17 protein-coding genes are annotated in these 15,476 nt (G+C 70.2%); 13 read left to right on the top strand and 4 right to left on the bottom strand.

Features of this window, described 5'->3' with window-relative positions:
• The first annotated feature begins 83 nt into the window (after positions 1-83).
• The 9 genes from V2J85_RS25040 (at position 84) to V2J85_RS25000 (ending at position 8,909) form a co-directional block, all read left to right on the top strand.
• Positions 84-575 (top strand): inorganic diphosphatase, encoded by a 492-nt coding sequence (locus V2J85_RS25040; RefSeq protein ID WP_261957505.1) that lies wholly within the window; start codon positions 84-86, stop codon positions 573-575.
• A 416-nt stretch (positions 576-991) separates the two neighbouring features.
• The gene (locus tag V2J85_RS25035) at positions 992-2,935 is read left to right on the top strand and encodes an ABC transporter ATP-binding protein (RefSeq protein ID WP_261956398.1); all 1,944 of its coding nucleotides are present in this window, start codon (positions 992-994) and stop codon (positions 2,933-2,935) included.
• A complete protein-coding gene (locus V2J85_RS25030) occupies positions 2,932-4,416 on the top strand; it encodes a phytoene desaturase family protein (protein WP_261956399.1) in 1,485 nt (494 codons plus the stop codon). Before V2J85_RS25035 ends, V2J85_RS25030 begins: the two co-directional genes overlap by 4 nt.
• Before the next feature lie 310 nt (positions 4,417-4,726).
• Positions 4,727-5,488 (top strand): class I SAM-dependent methyltransferase, encoded by a 762-nt coding sequence (locus V2J85_RS25025; protein ID WP_261956400.1) that lies wholly within the window; start codon positions 4,727-4,729, stop codon positions 5,486-5,488.
• 40 nt (positions 5,489-5,528) lie between these two features.
• The gene (locus tag V2J85_RS25020) at positions 5,529-5,876 is read left to right on the top strand and encodes a helix-turn-helix domain-containing protein (protein WP_261956401.1); all 348 of its coding nucleotides are present in this window, start codon (positions 5,529-5,531) and stop codon (positions 5,874-5,876) included.
• A gap of 73 nt (positions 5,877-5,949) precedes the next feature.
• On the top strand, positions 5,950-6,966 hold the full coding sequence (locus V2J85_RS25015) for an alpha/beta fold hydrolase (RefSeq protein ID WP_261956402.1): 1,017 nt from the start codon (positions 5,950-5,952) through the stop codon (positions 6,964-6,966).
• Complete coding sequence (locus V2J85_RS25010; protein ID WP_330822768.1) at positions 6,963-7,559, top strand: hypothetical protein; 597 nt, start codon at positions 6,963-6,965, stop codon at positions 7,557-7,559. The genes V2J85_RS25015 and V2J85_RS25010 overlap by 4 nt, the downstream gene beginning before the upstream one ends.
• A gap of 129 nt (positions 7,560-7,688) precedes the next feature.
• On the top strand, positions 7,689-7,886 hold the full coding sequence (locus tag V2J85_RS25005) for a linaridin family RiPP (RefSeq protein WP_261956404.1): 198 nt from the start codon (positions 7,689-7,691) through the stop codon (positions 7,884-7,886).
• A gap of 144 nt (positions 7,887-8,030) precedes the next feature.
• Positions 8,031-8,909, top strand: coding sequence for a hypothetical protein (locus tag V2J85_RS25000; protein ID WP_261956405.1), 879 nt, complete (start codon positions 8,031-8,033; stop codon positions 8,907-8,909).
• Between the two features lie 64 nt (positions 8,910-8,973).
• On the opposite strand, the gene V2J85_RS24995 is transcribed toward V2J85_RS25000, so the two are convergent.
• Together V2J85_RS24995 and V2J85_RS24990 are read right to left on the bottom strand one after the other, a co-directional pair.
• Positions 8,974-10,752, bottom strand: coding sequence for a threonine/serine exporter family protein (locus tag V2J85_RS24995; protein WP_261956406.1), 1,779 nt, complete (start codon positions 10,750-10,752; stop codon positions 8,974-8,976).
• Positions 10,753-11,002: 250 nt separating this feature from the next.
• Positions 11,003-11,713 (bottom strand): DedA family protein, encoded by a 711-nt coding sequence (locus V2J85_RS24990; protein WP_261956407.1) that lies wholly within the window; start codon positions 11,711-11,713, stop codon positions 11,003-11,005.
• 237 nt (positions 11,714-11,950) lie between these two features.
• On the opposite strand from V2J85_RS24990, the gene V2J85_RS24985 reads away from it, so the two are divergent.
• Positions 11,951-12,319, top strand: a complete 369-nt coding sequence (locus V2J85_RS24985; protein ID WP_261956408.1) for a YbjQ family protein — start codon at positions 11,951-11,953, stop codon at positions 12,317-12,319.
• An 89-nt stretch (positions 12,320-12,408) separates the two neighbouring features.
• Here V2J85_RS24985 and V2J85_RS24980 read toward each other — a convergent pair whose 3' ends face one another.
• Positions 12,409-13,167 (bottom strand): MerR family transcriptional regulator, encoded by a 759-nt coding sequence (locus tag V2J85_RS24980; protein WP_330822766.1) that lies wholly within the window; start codon positions 13,165-13,167, stop codon positions 12,409-12,411.
• A 114-nt stretch (positions 13,168-13,281) separates the two neighbouring features.
• Between V2J85_RS24980 and leuE the strand changes: the two genes are divergently transcribed.
• Entirely contained in the window at positions 13,282-13,989 is a 708-nt protein-coding gene (gene leuE, locus V2J85_RS24975; protein WP_330822764.1) for a leucine efflux protein LeuE, read from the top strand.
• Between the two features lie 20 nt (positions 13,990-14,009).
• Here leuE and V2J85_RS24970 read toward each other — a convergent pair whose 3' ends face one another.
• A complete protein-coding gene (locus V2J85_RS24970; RefSeq protein ID WP_261956411.1) occupies positions 14,010-14,225 on the bottom strand; it encodes a hypothetical protein in 216 nt (71 codons plus the stop codon).
• A 117-nt stretch (positions 14,226-14,342) separates the two neighbouring features.
• Between V2J85_RS24970 and V2J85_RS24965 the strand changes: the two genes are divergently transcribed.
• Both V2J85_RS24965 and V2J85_RS24960 read left to right on the top strand, forming a co-directional pair.
• On the top strand, positions 14,343-15,200 hold the full coding sequence (locus V2J85_RS24965; RefSeq protein WP_261956412.1) for a helix-turn-helix domain-containing protein: 858 nt from the start codon (positions 14,343-14,345) through the stop codon (positions 15,198-15,200).
• Positions 15,178-15,474, top strand: a complete 297-nt coding sequence (locus V2J85_RS24960) for a DUF397 domain-containing protein (RefSeq protein ID WP_261956413.1) — start codon at positions 15,178-15,180, stop codon at positions 15,472-15,474. Before V2J85_RS24965 ends, V2J85_RS24960 begins: the two co-directional genes overlap by 23 nt.
• Positions 15,475-15,476: the final 2 nt, after the last annotated feature.

Below are 15,476 nucleotides of genomic sequence, written 5' to 3'. Positions count from 1 at the left end.
GGACCAGCCCCTTTCGCCACCACACACCTGCGTGGGGGACACTTAATCACCAGACGTATGTGTTGATCATGGAGGAGCCACCCGTGGAGTTCGACGTCACCATCGAGATCCCGAAGGGTTCGCGGAACAAGTACGAGGTGGACCACGAGACCGGTCGGATCCGCCTGGACCGTCGACTCTTCACCTCGACCAGCTACCCGGCGGACTACGGCTTTGTCGAGAACACCCTGGGCGAGGACGGCGACCCGCTGGACGCCCTGGTCATCCTGGATGAGCCGACCTTCCCCGGCTGCCTCATCAAGTGCCGCGCCATCGGCATGTTCCGGATGACGGACGAGGCCGGCGGCGACGACAAGCTGCTGTGCGTCCCGGCGTCCGACCCGCGCGTGGAGCACCTGCGTGACATCCACCACGTGTCGGAGTTCGACCGCCTGGAGATCCAGCACTTCTTCGAGGTCTACAAGGACCTGGAGCCGGGCAAGTCCGTCGAGGGCGCCAACTGGGTCGGCCGCGCGGAGGCCGAGGCCGAGATCGAGGCCTCGTACAAGCGCGCCGAGGCGCACGGCGGGCACTGATCGAAGCACCCGGGCGCAGGTCGGCGCCCGGTGAATTTCGTACGCGAACGGGCGGCATCCAACCGGGTGCCGCCCTTCGTCCGTTTGTGCCGGGGGTTTGTGCCGGCCGGTGTGCGTGGCGACGCGCGGAGAAATTCCCGTTCTCCGGTAAAAAGCGGGAAGCAATGAGTAAAGTTTGCGTGCCGCGCCCGGCTGCTCCGTGATCATCGCCAAATAAGCGGCAGATAAATTAACTTACGGCGGCCCCGCATAGGCCCCGCCTATTCCGCGCACCGCGCTCCCGGCGGCCAATTAACCCCTAAGTTGACAGCGCGCGGCGATGCTAGCTTCGCCACCTTGACGAGAGCACCCCAATAGGCAAGGCGGTTCTCCGGGTCACGCACCGCGTGACCGTCGTCAAAGCGGGGGGAGCACTCATGGCACATCGCGTGGGCCGCGCAAGCCAGAGGGGCAGGACCACACGCGCGGGACTGGTCGCCACGGTCTTCAGACAGCACACCGCGCTGCTGGTCGCGGGCGTGGCACTGGGCCTGGCGGGGGTGGCCGCCTCGCTCACCCAGCCGGTGGCCATCGGCCGGCTGATCGAGGCGGCGGGCCGCGGCGAATCGCTGGGCGCCCCCATCACCTGGCTCGTCTCGCTTTTCTGCGCCGGCGCGCTGCTCACCTCTCTCCAGGCCTACGTCATCGGCCGGGCCGGGGAGAACATCGTCTTCGACGTCCGCCGGCTCCTGACCGAACGTCTGCTGCGCGCCGATCTCACCGCATTCGGGAAACGGCCGCAGGGCGATATCTTCACCCGCACGGTCACCGATACCTCTCTGGTGAAGATCGCCCTTTCGCAGAGCCTGACCCAGCTGATCACCAGTGGCGTCACGGTGCTGGGCGGCGTGGTGCTGATGTTCTGCATCGACGCGGGGCTGATGGTCATCACCCTGGGCTGTCTCGGCGCCGCCAGCGTGGTCTCCCTGCTGCTCGCCCGGAAGCTGCGCAAGGTGGCGCTGGAGAACCGCGACGACATCGGCGCGTTCGGCACCGCCGTCCAGCGCGTGCTCTCCGCCCTGCCCACGGTCAAGGCGTCCCGCGCCGAGTCCCGTGAGGCCGACCGCATCGGCGCGCTGGCCGGGAACGCCCGGCGGTCCGGCATCCGGGGCACCGCCTACGGCGCCCTGCTGACGCCGTCCATGAACGTGGGCACGCAGGGCGCGCTGGCCGTCGTCGTCGGGGTGGGCATGGCCTGGGTGGCCCGCGGCGAGATGACCATGGCCGCCCTGACCACGTTCATCATGTACCTGTTCCAGCTGGTGTCCCCGCTGGTGATGTTCTTCATGGCGGTCGGCCAGTTCGTCCAGGGCCGGGCCGCCATCCAGAAGGTCGACGAGCTGGCCGACATGCCCCAGGAGGGCGGCGGGACGGCGGACGCCGGGCGCGCCGCGCCGATGGTGCTGGCGGCCCACGGCCGGGCGGCGGTCGAGTTCCGCGACGTCCGCTTCGGCTACGAGCGCGGGGACCAGGGCGAGCGGTCCCCGGTCCTGCACGGCGTCTCGTTCCACGTCCCGGCGCGCGGACTCACCGCCGTCGTCGGACCGTCCGGCGCGGGCAAGACCACCCTGTTCCAGCTGATCGAACGCTTCTATCCGGCCAGCGGCGGCAGCATCCTGGTCGGCGGCCGGAACATCGAGGCGCTGCCCCTCGACGCCCTGCGCGGGCTGGTCGGTTACGTCCAGCAGGACAGCGCTGCGCTGCGCGGCACCGTCCGGGAGAACCTCACCTACGCCAGCCCCGACGCCGGCGAGGACGACATCCGGCAGGCGGTGGAGATGGCCGGGCTCGCCAAGGTCGTGGCCAAGCTCCCGCAAGGTCTCGACACCGAACTCGGCGACCAGGGCAGCGGATTGTCCGGCGGCCAGCGCCAACGCCTGTGCATCGCCCGCACGTTGCTGCAGAAGCCGGCGGTCATGCTGCTGGACGAGGCCACCTCCCACCTCGACTCCGACTCCGAGCGGGACTTCCGCGACGTCCTGCAGCGGGTCTCCCGGCACTGCGCGGTCATCGCCATCGCCCACCGGATCTCCACGGTGATCGACGCCGAGCAGATCGTGGTGCTGGAGGACGGCCGGGTCCGGGCCACCGGCCGGCACCAGGACCTGATGACCCGCGATGCGCTCTACCGGCGACTGGCCGGCTCCCAGCTGCACGCCGACTCCGGCGGCCGCGCCCCCGCCCGGGTCCCGGACCGCAACCACCCCCGCGACTCGGAGACGACGCTCTCCCTCTCCCTGGCCTTCGGCGGGCTCCCGCCGGCCACCCTCAACGAACAGACCATCCGGCTCCGGCCCATCAGGAGCGAGGAGCAGTGGTGAACGGCACCGACGTGGCCGTCGTGGGCACCGGCCCCAACGGACTCGCGGCCGGCGTGGTCCTGGCCCGCGCCGGCCTGCGGGTGGCGCTGTACGAACGGGCCGAGACCATCGGCGGCGGGCTGCGCACCGCGCCCCTCTTCGACAGCGGCGTGCCGCACGACCTCTGCTCCGCCGTCCACCCCATGGCCGCCGCCTCCCCGTTCTTCCGGGCGTTCGGCCTGGCGGAGCGCGGCGTCGAGCTGCTGCAGCCCGAGATCGCCTACGCCCATCCGCTCGACGGGGGCCGCGCGGCCCTGGCGTACCGGTCGCTGGCCGAGACCTGCGCGCACCTGGGCGCCGACGGCCCGCGCTGGCGGCGGCTGATGGAGCCCCTGCTGGAGCACAGCGACGGCATCGTCGACCTGGTCATGAACGGGCAGCGCCGGCTGCCCGGGGACCCCGCGGCAGCCCTGCTGCTGGCGAGCCGGGTGGCGGTGCACGGCACCGGGCTCGGCGCGGCGCACTTCGCCGGCGAGGAGGCGGCCGCCCTGCTCACCGGTGTCGCCGCCCATGCGGTCGGCAAGCTGCCGAGCCTCGCGGGCGGCGCGGTGGCCATGCTGCTCGGCCACCTCGCGCACGGCACGGGCTGGCCGCTGCCCCGCGGCGGCAGCGCCCGGATCGCCGAGGTGCTGGCCGCGGACATCACCGCGCACGGCGGCGTCTTCCACACCGGGCACGAGGTGACGGACCTGGACCAACTCGGCGGCGCACGAGCGGTGTTGCTCGACACCAGCCCCAAGAACTTCCTGGCGCTCGCCGGCGACCGGCTGCCCCGCCCGTACGCGCGCGGCCTGGCGCGGTTCCGTTACGGCCCGGGCGCCGCCAAGGTCGACTTCCTGGTCTCCGAGCCGATCCCCTGGACCGATCCCGCGGTCGGCCGGGCCGGGTCGGTGCACCTGGGCGGCACCCGCGCCGAGATCGTCCGGCAGGAGACGGCGACCGCCCGCCGGATCCGGACCCGGGAGCCCTTCGTCCTGGTCGTGGACCCGGCGGCGACCGATCCGGGTCGCGCGCTGCCCGGGAAGCGCCCGGTGTGGGCGTACGCGCACGTGCCGAACGGCGATCCCACCGACCCGTTCGAGCTGGTGCGGGCCCGCATCGAGCGCTACGCCCCGGGTTTCGGGGACACCGTCCTCGCGCACCGGTCCGTCGCCGCCGCGTCGTACGAGACCTACAACCCCAATTACGTGGGCGGGGACATCGGCACCGGCGCGATGACGCTGTACCAGAGCATCGCCCGGCCCGTGCCGCGCCTCGATCCCTACCGCACGCCGCTGCCCGGCGTCTTCCTGTGTTCCTCGGCCACCCCGCCGGGGCCCGGCGTGCACGGCATGTCCGGCTATTTCGCGGCGCTCTCGGCGCTCCGGCATTGTTTCGGTATACGCACCGCAGCCGACGTGTCACTCTCGCCGACACCGCGTCAATTCAGCCCTGCCAACTAATGCAGGAACACTCATCTGTTTCGGCGTCAACCAATCCCAACCGGCCCTGGAGGCATGGGGATTGAGCCAGATAATCGATTGCGGGCCCGCTGACGTGGCTGATATCGTTCGTTCTAAAGTTACTCCCCCCACACTTCGTTGAGACGTCATCGCGGGATCGACCACAGCTGCTGGTCTGACCAACCACGCAGCCGGCCGCGGTTCTCCCGTACGGCCACCCGTTGGTGACGTATCGCGCCTTGCCTCGCTCTTCGTCTTCTTGACGTTCCCCGGGCATCGACAGTGGGGGCAGAAGAGAGGGGAAACACGGGTGGAAAATGGAGTCCAGGACATAGGCTACGGACGCCAGTTCGCCGGCTGGTACGACCGACTGCTTCCGGACGACGCGATTACCGCCGCCGCCGTCGAGGGGCTGGCGGCCCTCCATCCCGATCCCGAGGGGGGAACCCTCGAGTTCGGCGTCGGAACGGGACGGATTGCCCTCCCGCTCTCCGAAAAGATCGGCCACATAACGGGCGTGGACTCCTCGCCGGAGATGCTGGACGCGCTCCGCGTCAAGCTGACGGACGGCGCCGGCGACGTCACCCCGGTACACGGCGACATCCGCACCTACACCTCGGAATCCCGTTACTCCCTGGTGTATTGCGTCTGCGCGACGCTTTCGGTGCTCACCACTCCCGAGGACCAGCAGCAGGCCGTCCGACGCGCGGCCGACCTCCTCGCCCCCGGCGGCCGGCTCGTCATCGAGACGCACAACAAGCCGCCGGTCGTGGCCCTGCACGAAGGCCTCAGCCGCACCACCTACTTCATGCCCCACCCGGAGCCCGGCAGCGGCGTACAGACCCACTCCACCCTGCTCGACGGTGGTCTGTGGCACTGCTCCCACATCCTCTACCAGGCCGACGGCACCACCCGGGTCGGTTCCGAACTCACCCGGCTGACCACGCCGGAGGACATCGACGGCTACGCCCGCGCGGCCGGCCTCACGCCCGAATCCCATCTGGCGCACTGGGACGGCAGCCCCTACAGCGAACGCGCCCCGATGTTCATCTGCTGTTACGTCAAGCCCTGAGGGCAGCACCGAGAAAACGGATGACGAAAGAGGGTCGCACGTGGGACGTCCTCCGATATTGCCGGCCGACAAGAAATTCGCTCTCGTACTGAGAGTGGTGACCGGTGAACTGACCGCAGCAGAAGCAGCTCGCGAGGCCGGAGTCTCCGAGCAGTCCGTCTCGAACTGGCGCCGGCAGTTTATTGAGGGAGGCCGCAATGGCCTCGCCGGCGAGAGCGGCAAGACCTCCGAGAATGCCTCCCGGATAGCCGAACTCACCCAGGAGATCGCCAACCTGAAGGCCACGATAGGCGAGCTCTACATGGAACTCCGCAAGCACAGCCGCGGCGCGGGCATCCGTGTTCCGCTGCCCCGCGGCAGGACTCACCCGGCACAAAGAGTCAATTAACTCGTTATTTTATCCGGGAATCGCGTGTTAGGTTTTTCGGCAACAGCCACTTCGAATCACGGGGGAGGGGAATGTGGCGTCTCTTGAGCGCCAATTCGCCGTCGGCCTGGCCGGTCTGGCCGGCGCGAGCCTGCTGACCGGCGCAGTAACGCGATTCACCGGTGGGCGCGAACGTGCGCGCCGCTACCTGCTGCACGAGAGGCCGGACGGCGGCCTCGTCGAGGTCGCCGTCCATATTCCTCCGCAGGCGCGGCGCGTCGTTCTGCTCGACAACGGCCTGGGCGCACCCCACGAATACTGGGACTGGGTGTGCGACGCACTTCCCGACGACATGGGATACGTGCGGTTCAACCGTCCCGGCTACGGGCTCAGCACGCCGGTCACGCAATACGGTCTGCACCGGCACTTCGAGCTGTTGCAGGAATTGCGCGACACCTACATCGCCGACCTCCCGGTCGTCCTGGCGGGCCATTCCCTGGGCGGGTACTTCGTCGCGGCCTACGCGTCGCGGCATCCGGGCGCGCTGAAGGGCGTGACCGCGGTGGTCATGATCGACGCCACCGAAGTGATCAGCCTGCGCCACTCCCGCCGTACCAACGTCGACCGGTGGGCCCGCCAGTCGCTGGTGATGGAGCAGGTCTACGCCTGGGCCGGCCTCTCGGCCTTCCGCCCGGCGAAGAACGTGAACAAGCAGTACCGCCCGCAGATCAACCGGAGCTACACGGCGTTCATGACGCACCCGCGTGCCTGGGCCACCGCCCGCCAGGAGTACCTGGACGCCATGACGTTCCCCGAACTGACCGACCTGGACTGCCCGTTGACCGTCGTCACCGCGGAGAACAACGTCGGGGACAACGCCACCCACCACGCGGTCCAGGCCAGGCTCGCCGCCATCTCGAAGCGGTCCCGGCACCACTTCATCGACGGCTCGGACCACGAGTCCGTGCTCGCGGTGCCGGCCCACGCCGCACAGGTGGCGGAGGTGATCGCCGGCGAACCGCCCTCCGGGACCGGCCCGGAGCGGGAGAAGTCCGTCAAGGACCGCCCGGCCGGCAGGCGTGCCGCGGAACGGGAAGAGGAGCTGGCGTGATCGTGAAGGTGAACACCGAGCGCGTGAAGACGGTCGCCGTCACCGCGTCGCTCGCCGCCTGGCTGGTGGCGACGGCGGCGGGGCAGCTGCCCGAGAACCGCTTCGACAACCTCCTGCGGCGCGGGAGGTGGCAGATACCGGTCCCGAACTGGCGCTTCTTCGGGCCGAACCCCGGAGTCAAGGACAACCACCTGCTCTACCGGGACATCGTCGACGGCGAGCCCGGTGAATGGGAGGAAGTGCCCATCACCCGCGACCGCCCGTGGTACGCCCTGGCCTGGAACGCCCGCAACCGCTCCCCGAAGGCCCTGTTCGACGCGAGCCAGGACACCATCGGCCGCTCGGTGGCCTTCGGACCGGAACTGCACCTCGTCACGCTGGGGTCCGGCTACCGCCTGCTCTCCCGCTACATCCAGCGCCATCTGCCCCATGCCGAGGGCGCCTCGCACAGCCAGTTCATGCTGATGCAGTCGTTCCTCAAGGCCCCCGGGGACCGGGAGATCGAGCCGGTCTTCGTCTCCCTGCAATTCCCGCTGAGCGACCACGCCAGTGACGCCACCCCTGAAGCGGCCGCGTTTCCCGTAGCGGCTTAGCGAGCCGATCAACCCCCTCGGCCGGAAGCTGCGAGCTCACTCGGAAGCCCCTGCACCGCGTGAGTTCGCGCCCTCCCGCCGAACGGCTGGAGAACTCGCTCTGAGATTTCTGAGAGAAAGAGGACAGTAATGTCTGTTGTGGCTGAATTCGCCAACACCAACCTGATGGACGTGCAGCCGGGCCGTATCGGCTCCGACGCCGCGCCGACCATGATGACCCCGCTGGCCACCGTCGCGACCCCCGAGGCCGTCTCCGCCGGCATCGCGGTCACCTGCGCCACCGCCATCGCGCTCAACCAGGTCACGCACAACGTCCAGCACGGCTGAGCCGACCGGCAGACGGTGCTGCCTGACCGGCACCGTTAGCCCCGGTTGATCAAAGACGCGGCGGCACGGTACGCCCGATACGCATACCGTGCCGCCGCTTCCCATTCCACCGTACTCGCATCACATCATCAGGAGCACCCATCCATGTTCCTCGACGCTCCGCCCGAGGTCACGGCACGCCGAGTGGCTTCGCTGGGTACGCTGGTCTCCGCACTGGAAATGCTGAGCCAGACGCGTAAGTTCGAAGACGGTGAATTGCTGAGCGGCCAACTGGCGAATATGCGCCCCAAGTTCGCCAAGCGATTTCCCCGGCTGACCCGCGCCCTCAGCTCCAAGAAGGCGGCGGTCGCCCTCTACGGAGTGCAGGCGGGTGCTTCTGCCGCCACGCTGATCTGGGGCCACAAGCGCGGGGTACGCACGGCGGGCAGCGCCGTCCTCGCCGTGACGGGCGCGGCCGGACGGCTGCACACCCCCTTCGGTGGTGACGGTGCCGACCAGCTCCAGCAGGTGATCAACGTCGTCCTCGCCTCGACCGGCACCTTCAAGGACGGTGAGAAGGCCCGCGACGTGGCCATGCGCGCCATGGCACTGGAGACGACCATCTCCTACGTCGCGTCCGGCGTGGTCAAGCTCGTGTCCCCGGTGTGGCTCAGCGGCGAGGCGTTCAGCGGAGTCATCCGTACGCACAACTACGGCGACCCGCGCATCTTCCAGCTCGTGCACAAGTACCCGATGCTGGGCAAGCTCATCACCTGGGGAACGGTCGCCGCGGAGGTCGGCTTCCCGCTGGTCTTCGTCCTGCCGAAGCCCGCGGCCAAGGCCTGGCTCGGCTCGATGACCCTCTTCCACCTGGGCATCGGGCAGTTCATGGGACTCAACCGCTTCGTGCTGGCCTTCGGCGCCACGCACCCGGCGCTCCTCTACGTCCTCGCGCAGAACGAGAAGCCCGCGCTCGCCGACGGCGCGAAGCGCGCCCTGGCCTGCGGCGCGAAGCGCGCACTGCCGGCCGCGAGCGCGGCCTGACCGGGGAGACACCCCCAGGGGGTGTCTCCCCCCGAGGGGCCTCTTCCCTCGGCGGGCCCGCCCGCTAGAACCCGCGGGTCCGCTTGGCCGCGCGGCGGCCGGCGCCCGCCTCCAGCAACCCGGGCGCCCGCAGGAACAGCCGGGCGACCTCGGAACCGAGGTTGACCCCCACCGCGATGGCCAGCGCCAGCGAGGCCGCCTGCACCAACGACGTCAGCCCCTGCGGCAGATGCCCCTGGGCGAAGTTGAGCAGCCCGAAGTACGTGGCACTACCGGGCAGCAGCGGACCGATCGCGGCGGTCACGTACGGCAGCGCGGACGCGTACCGGTACCGCGACAGCAACTGCCCGAACAGGCCCACCAGACCGGCCGCGATCGCGGTGGCCGGCACCGGGTTGATCCCCGCGACGTTGGCGAGCGCGCCGTAGACCACCCACGCCACCCCGCCGTTCAGCGTCGCGAACGCCACGGTGTGACGTTCCTGCTGGAGCAGCACGCAGAACGCCAGCGCCAGCAGCATCGACGCCAGCGTCTGCACCAGCGGCTCGTTGTACGCCCCCAGCGCCTGCTCCGGATTGAGCCGCTTCAGGCCCGGGTTCACCTGCAACCCGATGTACAGCACGCTCAGCACGCCGACGACGATGCCGACGATCAGATAGCCGACCTCCAGCAGCCGGGCCGCGGCGGTGATGTAGTAGCCGGTCAGCCCGTCGTGCACCCCGGCGACCAGCGCCCGCCCCGGGATCAGCGCGAACAGCCCACCGGTGATCACCGCGGACGCCTGCACGCTGGAGTGCGCGAGCCCGAAGGCCAGACCCACCGCCGCCGGCGGCATCGCGGCCACCACGAACTGGTAGAACTCCGGCAGCCCCCGCCCGGACGCCAGCCACGCCAGCCGGTCACCGAGCATCGAGCCCACCGCCGCCGCGAGGAACACCAGCGACCCGCCGCCGACCAGCATCGACGCCGCACCGGACAGCAGCCCGGAGGCCACCGTCAGCGCCCAGCTCGGGTACGGGTGCCGGTTACGGCGGATCTCGGCCAGCCCGCGGTACGCCTCCTCCAGGGTGATCCCCTCGGAGGCGATCTCGTCGACCAGCCGGAACACCGCGGACAACCGGTTGTAGTCCACCCCGCGCCGCCGCACCGTCCGGCTGGCCGTCACCGGGTCGTCGACCAGCGACGGCTGGTACGAGATCGACAGCAGGGTGAAGGTGACGGTCGGCTCGACCCGCTCCAGCCCGTAGGCGTGCGCCACGCCGAACATCGCCGCCTCGACGTCCTCGGCGCCCTCACCGCCGGCGAGCAGGATCTCGCCGATGCGCAGGGTCAGGTCGAGGACGCGGGGGACGGCCGGCCCGGTCTCCTCGTCGCCGCGCTCCCGGCGCTCGGGGACCGGCCGCTCCCCGACCGGCATCCGCAGCATCGTGCGCATCCGGTCCTGCCACGGCGCCTCCTTGGTGAGGCGGACCGTGGGGATGCCGTGCGGCGGGGTGAAGGCCAGGCCCATGGCGGTCGCGCCCACGGGCGTCGGGAGCGGGGTCTGGCCCGTGGTGGTGCCGGCCGGCGGCGTGAACGCGGAGCCCTCCTGCTCGGCGGGCGGCTCCGGGCGCAGCCCCGCCGGCAGGGCGAACTCCGAGGTGGGGTGCTCGTCCTCGGGCAGCGGCGGGTACGGCACGCCGAGCGGCGGCGTGAAGGCGCTGTGCGCCTCGTCGGAGGCCGGCTTGCGCTCCTCGCCCGCCGCCTCGTGGCCCGCGCCGCCCCTGCCGCCGCGGGGGCCTCCGTCGCTGTCGCCGCTCTTTCCGTTGCTGTTGCGCTGGCCGCGTTGTGGGTCCGACGCCACGGTGTTCGCTCCTCCTGTGCCGTATCGCTGCGCTGTGCCGAATCGCTGCACTGTGCCGCCTACCCACGATGCTTGCATGCCCGCCGTGCCTGTGGCGGGCGGGTCCGCGTACGCCGCCGGCCGACCCGCCGTGGTGGTTGGTCGGAAGCGAAGCCCACACACAAGCCCCCTCCGGCCCGTCCCCTCCCGTTGGGGGGAGAGGGGAGGCCGGAGGGGGCTCGCGTCGGTGGTGTGGTGCCGGGCCGGTCGGTCAGCGCTTGGCGTGGCGGCCGCGCCGGGCCGGTTCGGCGGGGGACGCGCCGTGCGGGCGGGGGCCGGCCGGGGCGGCCGGGGCTTCCTTCTTCGCCTTGCCGCGGGCGCGCAGGAACTCGATCACGATCGGCACGACCGAGATCAGCACGATCGCGATCAGGATCATCTCGATGTTCTTGTGGACGAACGCGATGTTGCCCAGCAGCGAGCCCATCAGCGTCACCCCCGCACCCCACAGCGCGCCGCCGATGAGGTTGAAGGTGATGAAGGGGCGGTAGTTCATCCGGCTCACGCCCGCGATGATCGGCGTGAACGTCCGGACGATCGGCACGAAGCGCGCCAGGATCAGCGACTTCGGGCCGTACTTCTCGAAGAATTCATGGCCCTTCACCACGTTCTCCTGCTTGAACAGCTTGGAGTCGGGCCGTTTGAAGAGCGACGGCCCCACCTTGCGGCCGAAGAGGTAGCCGGCCTGGTCGCCGAGGACCGCCGCGAGCACGATCAGCACACACACCACCCACAGCGGCTGGGTGATCTTGTTCGTCGTGACCAGCAGGCCGGTGGTGAACAGCAGCGCGTCGCCCGGCAGGAAGAAGCCGATCAGCAGGCCGGACTCCGCGAAGACGATGACCAGGACGCCGATCAGGCCGAACGTCGCGATCAGATAGTCCGGGTCCAGCCACTGGGGGCCGAGCGCGAGAGTATTCACGGGGTGAAGGCTCCTGGGTCGAGGGCGCCGGATCGTGCGGGTGCGACGAGCTGGGACACGAGCTTGTGGAACGGGCGCGGGCGCCGGGTGTCGGCCCAAAGCTATCAACGCCCCGCGACCCCCCTCGGTTCCAGGCGCCCGCCCCGGCCCCCGCCCCGGGTCCCACCCGACCGCTCCCCCACCGCTGGCCGTGCCCCCGGACCCGGGTGATCCTGGCCCCTGAGGAGGTGCACACCCATGGGCATCGAGGATTACGGCGGCGGACAGCACGCACAGGCCGACGTCCTGGTGGTGACGACGAACGACGTCCCCGGGTTTCACGTGGAACGGGTCATCGGCGAGGTCTTCGGCCTCACCGTGCGCTCCCGGCACCTCGGCAGCCAGATCGGCGCCGGGCTGAAGTCGCTGGTCGGCGGCGAACTGCGGGGCCTGACCAAGACCCTCGTGGAGACCCGCAACCAGGCGATGGAGCGGCTGATCGAGCAGGCCCGCTCGCGCGGCGCGAACGCGGTGCTGATGTTCCGCTTCGACGTCACGGAGGCGGCCGACGTGGGCACCGAGGTCTGCGCCTACGGGACCGCCGTGGTGATCGCCCCCATGGCCTGAACCGGCACCCCGGCCGGCGGGCGCCCGGACGCGCGTCGTACGGGCCGGGGGCGCCCTGCGGAAAACTGCGGTCCCCCGGCCCGTACGGATCACAGGTGGCGGACCGCGTTGGCCAGCATCGCGTCCCGCATGTACACGGCGAGCCCCGGCCGGATCGCCTCGTAGGTGGCGGTGAACCGCTCGTCGGCGACGTACATCTCGCCGAGCCCGGTGTGCGTCTCGTGGGAGCACGCGTAGTAGCTGCGGCCGATGAACCGCCGGTGCTCCTCCGCGACGTCCATCGCCGCCTCCGAGTCCGCCGGCACGCCCTCGGCGAGCAGATCGGCCATCCGGCGGTGGATGGCGTCGAATTCCGCCGTCAGCCGCTTCCAGTCCTCCTTCGTGTACGCCGCCGTCCGGCGCTGCGTCTCCTTGTAGCCGTCGGTGCCGCCCCAGCGCTCCTCGGCCTCCGCGGCATACGCGTCGGGGTCGAAATCCCCGAAGACCTCGAATTTCTCCTCCGGTGTGAGCCGTACGTTCATCCTGCGTGCCTCCATGGCGTGTTCGACGGCCTCGGCCATTTCCTGGAGCTTGCCGATCCGCGCGGTCAGCAGATCGTGCTGGCGCCGCAGGTGTTCCTGCGGATCGGCGCCCGGATCGTCCAGGAGGGCCGCGACCTCGTCGAGCGGGAAACCGAGCTCGCGGTAGAACAGGATCTGCTGCAGCCGGTCCAGGTCGTCGTCGCCGTAGCGGCGGTGACCTGCGTGGTTGCGTTCACCGGGGTGCAGCAGCCCGATCTCGTCGTAGTGGTGCAAGGTGCGCACCGTCACCCCGGCGAAGGCCGCGACCTGCCCTACCGAATAGCTCACTTCCGCTCCCTTCTCGGTACGCACTCCACGATGTGTCCTCACGCCGCGTGAGGTGCAAGTCCGGATTCTGAAAAGCGGTGGGGCGGCGGAATCGGGGGTGAGATCCTTCCGCCCATGCTGGGGATAACGGATCTGTCGACATATCTGGTAGGGCTCGCGCTGATCATTCTGCTGCCCGGGCCCAATTCGCTGTACGTCGTCTCGGTGGCGGCCCGGCGCGGCCCCCGGGTGGCGTACCGGGCGGCCGCCGGCGTGCTGTGCGGCGACACGGTCCTGATGACGCTGTCCGCGGGCGGCGTGGCCTCCCTGCTGCAGGCCAGCCCGGTCCTCTTCGGCATCGTCAAGTTCGCCGGCGCGGGCTATCTGACCTGGCTCGCGGTCGGCATGCTGCGCGGCGCCTGGGCACTGTGGCGCGGCCGCGAGGCGCGGAAGGCGACCCGCGGCGCGGAGACCCCGGAGGCGGCCGGCGCGGCGCCCTCGGCATCCGCGGCGTCCTCGGCGTCCCGCAAGGAGGCCGCCGAACGCCCCTACCGCCGCGCGCTGATCGTCAGCCTCCTGAACCCCAAGGCGATCCTCTTCTTCATCTCCTTCTTCGTGCAGTTCGTGGACCCGGCCTACGCCCACCCGGTGCTGTCGTTCCTGACCCTGGGCGCCTGGGCCCAGCTGTTCAGCTTCACGTACCTGTCGATCCTGATCTTCAGCGGTACGTACCTGGCGGCCACCTTCCGCCGCCGCCGGCGCCTGACCGCGGGCCTGTCCGCGGGCGCCGGCGCGGCCTTCCTCGGCTTCGCCGCGAAGCTGTCCCTGGCCAGCGCGAGCTGACCCGCTTCCGTTGCCCGCGGCTACCGCGCTGCCGCCCGGTGCAGCGCGTCCGTGAGCCTGCGCGCCGTCTCGGTGTTGCAGCTCCCGAGCGCGACGAGCGGCAGCGCGTAACTCCCCGCGAGCCCCGGCAGATCGACGCCGAGCGACGGCAACGTGATGTCGTGCGCCCGCAGCGCGGTCCGCAGCGCCTCGGTGCAGTCGTGGACGTCCTGGTCGTGAGGGAAATGGCTGAGCATGAGCTGGGCACCCTTCTGTGCACTGTGTGACGAATCCCTCACAGCGTGACGTCACGCCGCGTAGCGTGGAAGGGACTGGGGTTGCGCACGGCAACCCGCAAACAGTGGTGGTGAGTTATGCCCCCTCGGAAAGACCCCGACGGTTCGGTGAGCGTCCCCTGCTTCTACGGCGCCGAGTTGCGCTACAAGCGGGAGGAAGCCGGCCTGACGCTGGAGCAGTTGGTGGAAGGCAGCTACCGCGGCGTCTCCTTCCTCAGCCAGATCGAACGCGGAGAGCGACGGATGCCGGAGGACCTGGCCCGTCATGTGGACCAGAAACTGGGGACGGACGGCTTCTTCGAGCGCCGTTGTGAAGATGCCCGGAAGGCGCGCCAAGTCGGGCACCCGAGCTACTACGCGGACATCCCCGAGATGGAGAAAGCCGCAGCAACGATCGAGGACTGGGCGCCCTACGTGGTCCCCGGCCTGCTGCAGACCGAACCGTACGTCCGAGAACTCATCCGCGCCGTGAAACCGTGGGAGCCGGCCGCCGCTGCCGACAAGACGGTACGCGCACGGCTCGCGCGAGCGAGGCTCTGGCAGCAGGAGGAACGCCCCACGTACTGGGCGATCCTCCGCGAATCGCTGATCCGCAACCCGCTGCTCCCGCCTGCGCAGATGGCCGACCAACTGGAGCACATCGCCGAGGTGATGCACTCCACCCAGAGCGTTCTTCAGATCCTGCCGGAAACCACCGTCGGCCACCCGCTCATGACTGGCGGCCTGGCCAAGATCATGACCTTCGCAGACGCGCCGCCCGTGGTCTGGGTCGAAGCCGACTTCAGCGGTGAAGCCCTCGATTTCCCGCCGCTCGTGGCGGCATACCGTAAGTCGTACGATCGGCTCAGGGCCGCCGCACTGCCACCCGAGGCGTCCCTGGCCATGATCGAGGACGCGGCGAGGGGCTACAGAAATGAAGCGCAGAAGAGGAATTGACCTGAGCTCAGCCACCTGGCGCAAGAGCAGCTACAGCAACGGAGACGGCGCCGACTGCCTCGAAGTAGCCGAGGACTTCATCGGAGCAGCCCACTGGCGGAAGTCCAGCCACAGCAACCCCGACGGCGCCAACTGCCTCGAAGTCCGGGACGACCTCCCCGGCCTCGTCCCCGTCCGGGACAGCAAGGACCCGCACGGACCGGCGCTCGTCTTCGCGGCCCCCCACTGGTCCGCCTTCGTCGACGCCGTCAAGAACGGCACGCTCGGCGCCTGAGC

It is taken from the genome of Streptomyces bugieae (genome assembly GCF_036352915.1).
In the GTDB taxonomy this organism is placed as follows: domain Bacteria; phylum Actinomycetota; class Actinomycetes; order Streptomycetales; family Streptomycetaceae; genus Streptomyces; species Streptomyces endophytica.
The sequence above is the reverse complement of the archived record's forward strand: the minus strand, read 5'-3'. Positions and strand labels throughout refer to the sequence as shown.